The organism is Buchnera aphidicola (Artemisaphis artemisicola), from assembly GCF_005082365.1.
Classification (GTDB): Bacteria; Pseudomonadota; Gammaproteobacteria; order Enterobacterales; family Enterobacteriaceae; genus Buchnera; species Buchnera aphidicola_AR.
Map to the genome: position 1 here is coordinate 417,604 of NZ_CP034900.1, position 12,395 is coordinate 429,998.

The 12,395-nt window shown below is 25.4% G+C and carries 14 protein-coding genes and 1 pseudogene; 10 read left to right on the forward strand and 5 right to left on the reverse strand.

Annotated features, from left to right (window positions below; genetic code table 11):
* Nucleotides 1-2 precede the first annotated feature (2 nt).
* From ftsH to greA, 3 genes are all read right to left on the reverse strand, one after another.
* Complete coding sequence (gene ftsH, locus D9V59_RS01930) at nt 3-1,838, reverse strand: ATP-dependent zinc metalloprotease FtsH (RefSeq protein WP_158364581.1); 1,836 nt, start codon at nt 1,836-1,838, stop codon at nt 3-5.
* Nucleotides 1,839-1,905: 67 nt separating this feature from the next.
* Nucleotides 1,906-2,523: an RlmE family RNA methyltransferase gene (locus D9V59_RS01935; protein ID WP_158364583.1), complete on the reverse strand. Its 618-nt coding sequence runs from the start codon at nt 2,521-2,523 to the stop codon at nt 1,906-1,908.
* A gap of 57 nt (nt 2,524-2,580) precedes the next feature.
* Nucleotides 2,581-3,060, reverse strand: a complete 480-nt coding sequence (gene greA, locus D9V59_RS01940; protein WP_158364585.1) for a transcription elongation factor GreA — start codon at nt 3,058-3,060, stop codon at nt 2,581-2,583.
* A gap of 499 nt (nt 3,061-3,559) precedes the next feature.
* Here greA and D9V59_RS01945 point away from each other — a divergent pair, with 499 nt between their 5' ends.
* The 5 genes from D9V59_RS01945 (at nt 3,560) to cgtA (ending at nt 6,951) form a co-directional block, all read left to right on the forward strand.
* Nucleotides 3,560-3,817, forward strand: coding sequence for a BolA family protein (locus D9V59_RS01945; protein WP_158364587.1), 258 nt, complete (start codon nt 3,560-3,562; stop codon nt 3,815-3,817).
* Between the two features lie 36 nt (nt 3,818-3,853).
* On the forward strand, nt 3,854-5,107 hold the full coding sequence (murA, locus tag D9V59_RS01950) for a UDP-N-acetylglucosamine 1-carboxyvinyltransferase (protein ID WP_158364589.1): 1,254 nt from the start codon (nt 3,854-3,856) through the stop codon (nt 5,105-5,107).
* Nucleotides 5,108-5,204: 97 nt separating this feature from the next.
* Nucleotides 5,205-5,531: a 50S ribosomal protein L21 gene (gene rplU / locus D9V59_RS01955; protein ID WP_158364591.1), complete on the forward strand. Its 327-nt coding sequence runs from the start codon at nt 5,205-5,207 to the stop codon at nt 5,529-5,531.
* A 4-nt stretch (nt 5,532-5,535) separates the two neighbouring features.
* Entirely contained in the window at nt 5,536-5,790 is a 255-nt protein-coding gene (gene rpmA, locus D9V59_RS01960; RefSeq protein ID WP_158364593.1) for a 50S ribosomal protein L27, read from the forward strand.
* A gap of 135 nt (nt 5,791-5,925) precedes the next feature.
* On the forward strand, nt 5,926-6,951 hold the full coding sequence (cgtA, locus tag D9V59_RS01965; RefSeq protein WP_158364596.1) for an Obg family GTPase CgtA: 1,026 nt from the start codon (nt 5,926-5,928) through the stop codon (nt 6,949-6,951).
* 49 nt (nt 6,952-7,000) lie between these two features.
* Here cgtA and rpsI read toward each other — a convergent pair whose 3' ends face one another.
* Together rpsI and rplM are read right to left on the reverse strand one after the other, a co-directional pair.
* Nucleotides 7,001-7,393 carry a 30S ribosomal protein S9 gene (rpsI, locus tag D9V59_RS01970; RefSeq protein WP_158364598.1) on the reverse strand — a complete coding sequence of 131 codons (393 nt, stop codon included), beginning with the start codon at nt 7,391-7,393 and terminating at the stop codon, nt 7,001-7,003.
* An 18-nt stretch (nt 7,394-7,411) separates the two neighbouring features.
* Nucleotides 7,412-7,840, reverse strand: coding sequence for a 50S ribosomal protein L13 (gene rplM, locus D9V59_RS01975; RefSeq protein ID WP_158364600.1), 429 nt, complete (start codon nt 7,838-7,840; stop codon nt 7,412-7,414).
* A 198-nt stretch (nt 7,841-8,038) separates the two neighbouring features.
* Here rplM and D9V59_RS01980 point away from each other — a divergent pair, with 198 nt between their 5' ends.
* The 5 genes and pseudogenes from D9V59_RS01980 (at nt 8,039) to trmD (ending at nt 12,385) form a co-directional block, all read left to right on the forward strand.
* The gene (locus tag D9V59_RS01980; RefSeq protein ID WP_158364602.1) at nt 8,039-9,196 is read left to right on the forward strand and encodes a chorismate mutase; all 1,158 of its coding nucleotides are present in this window, start codon (nt 8,039-8,041) and stop codon (nt 9,194-9,196) included.
* Nucleotides 9,197-9,361: 165 nt separating this feature from the next.
* Nucleotides 9,362-10,717: a signal recognition particle protein gene (gene ffh / locus D9V59_RS01985; RefSeq protein WP_158364604.1), complete on the forward strand. Its 1,356-nt coding sequence runs from the start codon at nt 9,362-9,364 to the stop codon at nt 10,715-10,717.
* A gap of 111 nt (nt 10,718-10,828) precedes the next feature.
* A complete protein-coding gene (gene rpsP / locus D9V59_RS01990) occupies nt 10,829-11,086 on the forward strand; it encodes a 30S ribosomal protein S16 (RefSeq protein WP_158364606.1) in 258 nt (85 codons plus the stop codon).
* Nucleotides 11,080-11,610, forward strand: a complete 531-nt coding sequence (gene rimM / locus D9V59_RS01995; RefSeq protein ID WP_158364608.1) for a ribosome maturation factor RimM — start codon at nt 11,080-11,082, stop codon at nt 11,608-11,610. Before rpsP ends, rimM begins: the two co-directional genes overlap by 7 nt.
* Nucleotides 11,611-11,652: 42 nt before the next feature.
* A pseudogene (trmD, locus tag D9V59_RS02000) lies at nt 11,653-12,385 on the forward strand (tRNA (guanosine(37)-N1)-methyltransferase TrmD).
* The last annotated feature ends 10 nt before the right edge of the window (nt 12,386-12,395 follow it).

Here is a 12,395-nt window from a genome sequence, read left to right on the forward strand (position 1 = left end):
TATTAATTATTAATATCTGTTTTTGTCCATCCTTTTGGTTCACGCACTTCTCTTCTTTCCATTAAATCATCAATTTGTAATGCATCAATAGTTTCATATTTTATTAAAGCATCTTTCATCGAATGTAATATATCAATATTTTCATTTAAAATGTTTTGAGCCCTTTTATAATTAATTTCAATTAACAACTTCACTTCTTCATCAATAATTCTAGCTGTTTCATTAGAAACATGTTTTGCTTTAGCTACCGAGCGTCCTAAAAAAACTTCTTCTTCTTCTTCAGCATACAATAAAGGTCCTAACTTTTCTGAAAATCCCCATTGAGTTACCATATTTCTTGCTAAATTAGTAGCTACTTTAATATCATTACAAGCACCAGTTGAAACATTTTTAGTACCATAAATTATTTCTTCTGCTAAACGACCACCATACAAAGTAGATATTTGACTTTCTAATTTTTGACGACTAATACTAAGGGCATCTGATTCTGGTAAAAAAAATGTCACTCCTAAAGCTCGTCCTCTAGGAATAATAGTAACTTTATGTGCAGGATCATGATCAGGTACTAATCTTCCAATAATAACATGACCAGCTTCATGATATGCAGTAGATTCTTTTTGAAAATCACTCATAACCATTGATCTTCGTTCAGAACCCATCATCATTTTATCTTTCGCTTTCTCAAATTCCAACATAGAGACAACACGACAATCAAATCTAGCTGCAAAAAGAGCTGCTTCATTAACTAAATTCGCTAAATCAGCACCGGAAAAACCTGGTGTACCACGTGCAATAATCATAGGATCAACATCTTTAGATAACGGTACTTTTCTCATATGTACTTTTAAAATTTGTTCTCGTCCGCGAATATCTGGAAGTGGCACAATAACTTGACGATCAAAACGACCTGGACGTAACAAAGCGGGATCCAAAACGTCAGGTCTATTAGTCGCAGCTATTAAAATTACACCTTCGTTTCCATCAAAACCATCCATTTCTACTAACATTTGATTCAGCGTTTGTTCTCTTTCATCATGACCACCGCCTAGACCAGTTCCTCTTTGACGTCCTACAGCATCAATTTCATCAATAAAAATTATACATGGTGCAGATTTTCTTGAATTTTCGAACATGTCTCTTACTCGAGAAGCTCCAACCCCGACAAACATTTCAACAAAATCAGATCCAGAAATCGTAAAAAAAGGAACTTTTGCTTCTCCAGCTATTGCTTTTGCAAGTAATGTTTTACCAGTACCAGGAGGACCAACCATTAATATGCCTCTTGGAATTTTTCCTCCTAATTTTTGAAAACGGCTAGGTTCCTTAAGATATTCAACTAATTCACTAACTTCTTCTTTAGCTTCATCGCATCCAGCAACATCTGCAAAAGTAGTTTGAATTTGATTTTCCGATAGCATACGTGCCTTACTTTTGCCAAATAACATTGCACCTTTTCCGCCACCCATTTGCATTTGTCTCATAAAAAAAATCCATACACCAATCAGTAATAACATTGGAAACCAAGAAATAAATATTGAAATTAGGAGACTTGGTTCTTCAGGAACTGATCCAACAATTTTAACATTTTTTGTTAAAAGATTATCTAATAGTTTAGGATCATTAATAGGAATATAGGTAGTGTATTTACTGCTATCTTTCTTAGTAACACTAATCATACGTCCGTTAATATATGCTTCGCGAACTTGATCTTGATTAACTTCTGATAAAAAAGTCGAATAATCAACTTTATGATTATTTGCATCATTAGTATTAAAATTTTGAAAAATAGACATTAATACAACTGTAATAACTAACCAGAAGATAAGGTTTTTGACCATGTCACTCAAAGGAACAACCTCTCATTGAATCTATATGTAACAAACAACACAGATTTCTATAATATTTTTATCTGGTTGCTAGGATGAATATTTCTCGAGATCTTGTTCGAGAAGTTTTAGGTTTACAAATTTTAATGTGTTTAAAAAATATTTTAATTTCTTTATACAACTCATTAAACCCTTCTCCTTGAAATGATTTTAATAAAAAAATACCCTTTTTAGATAAAACATAATTTGATATTTTTAATGCTAATTTAGCTAAATTGATAATTCGAGGCATATCAATAGAAAAGTGTCCTGTTATATTAGGAGTCATGTCTGACATGACTAAATGAAACTTAATATGACTAAAAGAATTTAACATAAAGTTTAATGTTTTCTTATTACTAAAATCTCCTTGAAAAATATCTACACCTGTTATTGGTTTTATAGGCAATATATCACAGGCTATAATACGACCTTTTTTCCCAATTTTACTCACAGCATATTGTGACCAGCTTCCAGGAGCGGCGCCTAAGTCAATTACGTTCATATTAGTTTTAAATATTCTGTTACTTTTATCTAATTGTTCTAATTTAAACCAAGCTCTTGAACGTATTTTATTATTTTTTGCTTTCTTGACATATAGATCTTTAAAATGTTCTAATAACCAACGATTAGAACTGTTTTTTTTTTTATAAATCATATTTCTAATATTATTTTAAAAAATTTTAATTATCAGTTTAACTTATATACAATCTAATTATATATAATCTATTTTTAAAATCTTATATTCCACATCACCTCCTGGTGTATGTATAGTAACAATTGTATTATTTTTTTTTCCAACTAAACCTCTTGCTATAGGCGAATTTATAGAAATTAAATTTTTTTTAAAATCTGATTCATCATCACCTACAATTTTGTATCTAAATGTTTCGTTTTTTTTTATATTTAAAATACTGACAGTAGAACCAAAAATGACTCGTCCTTTATTGGATATTTTTTTTATATCTATAATTTGAGAATTAGATAACTTTAATTCAATTTCTTTAATACGACCTTCACAAAAACTTTGTTCTTCACGAGCTGAATGATATTCAGCATTTTCTTTTAAATCGCCATGTTCTCTAGCTTCTGCTATTGCAGTAATAATACGAGGACGTTTAATATTTTTTAATTTTTTAAGTTCTTGACGAAGTTTTTCTGCACCTCTTATAGTCATTGGAATTAAATTAATCATATTGACACTCCATTATTTCTTTATCTAATATCGTAAAAAAATTTTTATAATTATAGAAAATATTTTTAAACTTTTAAAAAAATTAAATTATATTTTTAATGCATGTACTTTTTATATTATAAGATATGCGATATTTATATAAAACTTTAAAAGATTAAAATATTTTCTATTTTTTTATAGTATTCATAAAAAAAATCATAAAATTTTATTTCTTATAAAATCAAATGAACTTATAAAATAACTCGAATAAATTAGAAATATATAAAAACATGATAATCTATTTAATATCATTTTGATGCATTTTAAAAAATAAATATTTAAAATATTTCCTATTATTTTAAAGTAAAAAATACAATTTATCAAAAATTTAAAAAATTAATGACATTTTTATATATTTTTAAGTAAATAAATTATTAATATATTTTAAATGTTAAATAAATTTAATAATTTTTTAAACTATTACAAAACATTAAAAATTTAATCAAAAGTACATTCAAAAATGGATAATCAAGAAATAAAAAAACTAATTATTAAAGAATTAAATTTAACAGAAACTTACATTACAGGAGATGAAAATCATATTAAAATTGTTGCTATAGGAGAGGTATTTAGAGGAGTTAGTCAGGTAAAAAGACAACAAATGGTTTATATACCTTTAATAAATATGATTACAGAAAAACATATTCATGCTGTATCTATTATAACACATACTCCTGAAGAATGGAAAAAAAACAAAAAGAATTCAAATCTTTTATAATTAAAAAATCTATTAACAATAGAGACTCATTAATATATGAATAAATTATGTATAGAAGGTGATAAAAATTTAAGTGGTAGTGTTACTATTTCTGGAGCTAAGAATGCCGCTTTACCAATTTTATTCATGAGTATATTAACGGAGGGGAAAATACAAATTAAAAATGTTCCAAAAAATTTAACAGATATTAATATAGCACTTAAATTGCTTGTATATGTAGGAGTAAAAATAACATATAAAAAGATATTATTTATAGATCCAAGTTCAATAAATGTTTTTTGTGCTCCATATCATTTAATAAAAAAAATTAGAGCATCTATATGGATGCTGGCTCCTCTTCTAGCACGTTTTGGAAAAGCTAAAATATTTTTACCAGGAGGATGTAAAATAGGGAGTAGACCTATAGATTTACATTTAAATGGTTTGATAAAATTAGGAGCAAAAATTAATTTTAAAAATGACTGTATTATTGCATCTGTTCAAGGACGTTTAAAAGGAAAATATATTTTAATGGAAAAAATTAGTGTTGGTGCTACTATTACTATCATGAGTGCCGCCACTCTAGCTCAAGGAATAACAATAATTGATAATGCAGCTTGTGAACCAGAAATTGTCGATATAGCTAAATTTTTAAATACGTTAGGTGCTAATATTATTGGTGCAGGTAGCAAAAAAATATATATCAAAGGTGTGATAAAATTAACTGGAGGAACTCATCAAATAATACCAGATAGAATTGAAACAGGTACTTTTTTAGTTGCTGCTGCAATTTCTAAAGGTTGTATTATTTGTCATAATACTGAACCGAAACACTTAACAAACGTTTTATTAAAATTAATTGATGCTGGTGCTAAAATTCAAATAGGAAAAAATTGGATTAAATTAGATATGAGAGATAAAAGACCTAAAGCTTTAAATATTCGAACTGCTCCTTATCCTGGTTTTCCAACAGATTTACAAGCTCAATTTGCTTTATTAAATACAATTTCTTTAGGCATAGGAACTATCACGGAAACAGTATTTGAAAATCGTTTTATTTATATTTCAGAACTCATTAATATGGGCGCTAAAATCATATTAAAAAATAATACTATTATTTCCTATGGAACTCCTAAATTATTATCTTCAAACGTTTTTTGTAGTGATTTACGAGCATCGGCTACATTAGTATTAGCTGGATGTATTGCTTTAGGTGTTACAATAGTTAATAAAACTTATCATCTTATTAGAGGATATGAATCATTTCCTAAAAAATTAAATAAATTAGGTGCTGATATTAAAATTTTATAAAGATAGTTTATTTTATCTAAGACAAAATTAAATAGAAATATCAATTATTGATAAAAACATTAGAAAAAATAAATTATTAATGATTGGAGATTTTTTTATGTATGCAGTTTTTATAAGTGGTGGAAAACAATATAAAGTAATTAAAAATCAAATTATTAGATTAGAAAAACTAAAAGATCCAATTGGCAAAATTATAAATCTGGATCAAGTTTTAATGATTTCTAGTGAAAATTCTACACAAGTTGGAAATCCTTTTATAAAAGGAGCAAAAATTACAGCTAATATTGAAAAACACGGTCGATTAAAAAAAATAAAAATTATTAAATTTAACCGACGCAAACATTATAAGAAACAACAAGGTCATCGTCAAAGTTTTACTGATGTAAAAATTATAAATATTAATTATATTTCAGGAGAAAGTTAAATAAATGGCACATAAAAAAGCTGGAGGTTCAACTAGAAATGGACGAGATTCTAACGCTCAAAGACTAGGTGTGAAGTGTTTTGGAGGAGAGTTGATTTCATCAGGTAGTATTATTGTTAAACAACGAGGTACTAAATTTCATCCAGGTAAAAATGTAGGTTGTGGAAAAGATCATACAATTTTTGCTACTAAAAAAGGAAAAGTAGAATTTAAAAAAAAAGGATTAAAAAAAAGAACATATATAAATATAATAAACTAAACATTTTTAAAACCCCTACTACAGGGGTTATATTGTTTTAATATAAAATTATATAATTTTGAAAAAATAATTAATTTTTAATAAAAAATAAATATTAAAATATTTTTTTGAAAAATCATCATAAATGGAAAAAAAATGAAATTTATTGATCAAACTGTCATACAAGTTATTGCTGGAAACGGTGGCAATGGTTGTATTAATTTTAGAAGAGAAAAATATATTCCTAAAGGCGGTCCAGATGGTGGAGATGGTGGAGATGGTGGAAGTGTATGGCTAGAAGCAAATAGTAATCTCAATACTCTTATTGATCTTCGATTCAAAAAAATTTTTAAAGCAGATAATGGAGAAAACGGACTAGGTAGGAATTGTTCTGGTAAAAAAGGAAAAGATATTAAAATATACGTTCCTATTGGAACAAAAATAATAAATCATCAAACACGTGAAATTATAGGTGATTTAATTAATCATAAACAAAAAATATTAATTGCTAAAGGAGGTTGGCATGGATTAGGAAATACTAGATTTAAATCTTCTACAAATCAAACTCCTAGAAAAAGAACATTAGGAACTATAGGAGAAAAAAGAGATATACAATTAGAATTAAGGTTAATTGCTGATGTAGGAACTTTAGGAATGCCTAATGTTGGTAAATCTACATTAGTCACAAATATATCTGGTGCTAAAACAAAAATTGCAGATTATCCATTTACTACTTTATATCCAATTTTAGGAAGTGTAACAACTGGAAGTAACAATAAATTTATTATTGCAGATATTCCCGGTATAATTCAAGGAGCATCTGAAGGTGCTGGATTAGGAATTCGTTTTTTAAAACATTTAGAAAGATGTAAATTATTACTTCATATTATTGATTTAACTCCTCAAAATAATTATAATATTATTGATAATATAAATCTAGTTTTAAACGAATTAAAAAAATATAGCATTGAATTATACGATAAACCAAGATGGTTAGTTTTCAATAAAATAGACTTATTAAGCAGAAAAAAAATTGATCAGATTATCAATGAAATAAAACATACATTCAAAATAAGAGGAAAACATTATTTGATTTCTTCTAAAAAGCAAATTGGTACAAAACAATTATGCAATGATATTCATCAATATTTAAAAAAACACAAAAAGAACTCGGTTTGTTGAAAAAACCAAGTTCTTATAAAAAAATATAAATAATATTTTATATAAAATATTAACGCTTAGAAAATTGAGGGCGTTTTCTAGCTTTTCGAAAACCTACTTTTTTACGTTCGACCTGACGTGAATCACGTGTAACAAATCCAGATTTTCTTAATTCAAAACGTAATGATTGATCATATTTAATTAAAGCACGAGTTATTCCTTGACGAATAGCCCCGGCTTGTCCAGAAATACCACCTCCTTTAACAGTTATGTAAATATTAAATTTATTCATCAAATCAACTAATTCTAGAGGTTGACGAACAATCATGCAAGAGGTTTCACGACCAAAATATTCATTTAAAGAACGTTTATTTACAATAATCTCTCCATTGCCAGATCTAAGAAAAACTCTAGCAGAAGAACTTTTACGACGACCAGTACCATAATTTTGATTTTTCATTATTTATTATATACCTCTTTATTAAATATTTAATAATTTTGGACATTGTGCTATATGACTATGATGTTCATTTGGAAATATTTTTAATTTTTTAAACATAGCACGACCTAAAGGGCCTTTTGGAAGCATTCCTTTTACTGCAATTTCTATAACTCTTTCTGGGTGACGAGAGAATATCTCTTCAAATCTAAATTGTTTTATTCCACCTACATAGCCTGTATGATGATAATAAATTTTGTTAATCTTTTTTTTTCCTGTCACTAATATTTTATTAGCATTTAAAACAATAATATAATCTCCTGTATCAAGATGAGGGGTGTACTCAACTTTATGCTTTCCTCTTAGATATGAAGATAAAACACTTGCTAATCTTCCTAAGATTTTATTAGTTGCGTCTACGTAATACCAATTTCTTTTAATATTATCTAATTTAGCTGAAAAAGTTTTCATATAAAAACTCACTTAAATATAATTATTTATATAGAAAATAATACTATGATTGGAATTAATAAGATATATTAAATGTATTTTAATAAAAAAATTTTTAAGGCCTTTTTATATATAATTTGTTATTATTTCTTTAATAAAAATATTTTTCAAATATCTATTTAAATTTAAATATATTATATATTTTATAGGTAACAAATTATGCCTAATAATAATTATTTATTGGCTTTTCGTGATGAAATAAATAACATTGATGAAAATATAGTACAGTTATTAGCGAAAAGAAAAAATTTAGTATTAAAAATAGCGAAATCTAAAATAAAAAATAATCAAGCTATACGAGATAAAGAAAGAGAAAAAAAAATATTAGAAAAATTAATACTCTTAGGAAAAAAATATTATTTAGAACCTGAATATATTACTCGATTATTTAAACTAATAATTGAAGAATCAGTATTGACTCAAAAAGAAATGTTAAAAAAATTTTATAAAGCTAATAAATCGATTCTTAATAGAGTTTCTTTCCTTGGTCCTAAAGGTTCTTATTCTCATATTGCTGCATGTAAATATGCAGATAAAAATTTTCAAACATATATTAAAAACGAATGTTCAACATTTGAAGAAGTAATTTTATCAGTTGAAGGAAATCAATCAGATTATGCTATTCTCCCAATAGAAAACACTTGTTCTGGATTTATTTATGAAGTTATTCATCTATTAAAAAAAACTCAATTGTTTATTATTGGAGAAATTAATATGATTATAAATCATTGTTTATTGGGAGTTGAAAAAATTCAATTAGAAAAAATTAAAACAGTATATAGTCATCCTCAACCATTTCAACAATGTAGCAATTTTATTGAAAAATTTCCAGGATGGAAAATTAAACATACTAAAAGTACAGCAGATGCAATGAAAATAATTGATAAATATAATGATGCAACTAAAGTAGCATTAGGAAGTGAAATTGGTAGTAAAATTTACGGATTGAAAATTTTATCAAAAAATTTATCTAACATAAATAAAAATATTACCAAATTTATTGTATTAGGCAGAAATCCTATTAAATTTTATGAAAATTCACAGAATAAAACAATATTAATGTGTAGTATAGAAAATAAATCAGAAATCCTTGAACAAGTAAGATTTTTATTAAAAAAAAGAAAAATAATTATGAATAAATTAATTCATCTAAAAGATAAAAAAAATTTATCGAAAGAAATTATTTACATTGACATTGAAGAAAATTTATCATCACCTATCATGAAAAATGCTATTCAAAAAATCAAAAAAATTACTAATTATATGAAAATTTTAGGATGTTATCCTATTAGCAATACAAATTCAATAATAAAATAATATTTTTGACACTATATTAGTAATAATAGTAGTAATAGTAATAATTAATATTTTTTAAAAAACACAATTAATTTTTAATAAAACATCTAATGTTCAATACAACATGTTTTTTAAGATCATAAAAATCTTAATAAGACATTAAAATCTCAATATGAGTAATCAACAATGTTTAAAAACTTGACTCAACGTCTTTCACAAAGCTTCCAAAAAATCATAAGAAAAGGGAGACTTACAGAAGAAAATATCAAAAAAAGTATACGTGAAGTACGTAAAGCATTATTAGAAGCTGATGTAACATTGTCAGTAGTAAAAAAATTTATAGAAAATGTAAAAAATAAATCTATTGGAAATGAAATAAATAAAAGTTTAACTCCTGGACAAGAATTTTTAAAAATAGTAAAAAATGAATTAATACATACAATTGGCGAAAAAAATAACTCTTTAAACTTATCTATAGCACCACCAGCAGTTATATTGCTAATTGGTTTACAAGGAGCAGGAAAAACAACTAGTTTAGCAAAACTAGGAAAATGGATCAAAGATAAACATAAGAAAAAAATACTAATTGTATCTACTGATATTTATCGTGCAGCAGCTATTAAACAGCTACAGATATTATGCAAACAAATAGAAATAGATTTTTTCCCATCCAACGAAAATCAAACACCTATAGAAATCACGATACAAGCAAAAGAATATGCAAAACTAAAATTATATGATGTTTTACTAATTGACACAGCTGGTCGTTTGCATATTGATAAAAAAATGATGAATGAAATTCAGCAAATACAAAATTTATCAAAACCAATTGAAACGTTATTAATAGTAGATTCTATGATGGGTCAAGATGCCATAAATATGGCAAAAATATTTAATAATGATTTATCGATATCTGGTATAATATTAACTAAAACAGATGGTGATTCTAGAAATGGAATAGCTTTATCTATGCGTTATATTACTGGTAAACCTATTAAATTTATTGGAACAGGAGAAAAGATAACAGAGTTAGAACTATTTCATCCTAATAAAATCGCTGAAAGAATTTTAGGAATGAATGATGTTATGTCTCTGATTGAAGACATAGAAGCAAAAGTTGATCAATCTCAAATTCAAAAGCTAACAAAAAAATTAAAAAAAGGACATGATTTTAACCTAAATGATTTTTTAATACAAATTAAAGAAATGAAAAAAATAGGAGGTTTAAATTATTTTATAGATAAACTACCTAAAAATAATCAATTACTAAACAATGCATCATTATTAAATACAGATCAAAATACACTTAATAAAGCAGAAGCAATGATATTTTCTATGACACCGAAAGAAAGAAAAAACCCAATAATCATAAAAGGTTCAAGAAAACGTAGAATAGCTTTAGGTTCTGGAACAGAAATACAAGATATAAATAAATTATTAAAAAATTTTGATAGTATAAAAAGAATTATGAAAAAAATAAAAACTAGTGGAATATCAAAGGTCATCCGTGAAATAAAAAATATAATACCTAAAAATTTTTAAAAAATACATTATATATAAAAAATTTTTATATAAATTTTATAAAAATTAACATTTTATTTAGAGTTAAAAATTAATTTTCTTCATTGAATAAATATTTAAGGAGCAATTGATATGGTAAAAATTCGTTTATCTCGATATGGCACAAAAAAACGTCCTTTTTATAAAATGATAGTCGCTGATAGTCGTTGTTCTCGAGATGGTCGTTTTATTGAAAAAGTCGGTTATTTTAACCCTATTGCTAGAAGCAAGTCTGATATACTTCAATTGAATTTAATTCGCATTAAATATTGGATAAATCAAGGAGCACAAATATCAGAAAGAAGTAAGAAATTAATAAAATTATTTAATAAAAAAGAGGAAAAATTATAAATATTAAAATTAAAAAACCAATTGAACCAATATTAATAGGAAAAGTTGGAAAATCTTATGGAATATTAGGCTGGATGAATGTTTTTTCTTTTACGGAAAAAGAAGAAAATATATTCACATATATCCCATGGTTTTTTTTAAAAGAAAAGATTTTTACACAAGTACAAGTAAAAAATTGGAAAAGATACAAAAAGAATTTTATTATTTATATTGATACAATTTCTGATCGTTCAACAGCTAAAAAATTTACTAATTCAAATATCATTATCAGCAGGCATCAACTACCTTTATTACAAAATAATGAATATTATTGGAATGATATTATCAGTTATAAAGTATTTAATATAAATAAAATTTATTTAGGCATAGTAATTGATTTAATAAGAACAAAAGATAATGATATACTTGTAGTAAGACATGTATTCAAAAAACTAAAAAAAAATATTTTTATTCCCTTTATTGAACAAACAATAATACAAAAAATAGATTCAAAATATAAATACATAATAGTTCGATGGAATTAATAATGTAATATATATATGAAAAAAAAACACAATGAAACGTTAATATGGTTCAACATAATTACTATTTTCCCGGAAATGTTTCGTGCTATTACTAATTATGGTATTACTGGCAAAGCTATAAAAAAAAAATCATTAATATAAATTTTTTAAATCCTAGAGATTTTATAAAAAATAAACATAAGTCTATTGATGATCGTCCTTATGGAGGAGGACCGGGTATGTTAATGAGTGTCAAACCGTTGTATTTAGCTATTCAATATGCAAAATCTATATTAAAAAATGCAACTGTTATTTATTTATCTCCTCAAGGAAAAAAACTAGAACAAAATCACATACCAAAATTAATAAAAAAAAAGGAAATTATTTTTATATGTGGTCGATATGAAGGAATAGATGAAAGAATTATTGATCATCAAGTAGATGAAGAATGGTCTATTGGCAATTATATTATTAGTGGAGGGGAATTAGCTGCTATGATTATGATTGATTCTATTTCTAGATTTATTCCTGGTGTTATTAAAAAAAAACAATCGATAGAAGATGATTCTTTTTCTAATAATTTACTAGATTATCCAAATTATACTCGACCAAGAATAATACATGATATGTCAGTTCCTGAAATATTATTATCTGGAAACCATGAAAAAATTCGTCTTTGGCGTTTAAAACAATCTCTTGGAAAAACATGGATAAAACGTCCTGATCTTTTAAAAAAAAAAAATTAACACGCGAAGAAGAAAAACTTTTAGATGAATTTAAAAAAGATAAAAAATAATAAAATGTTT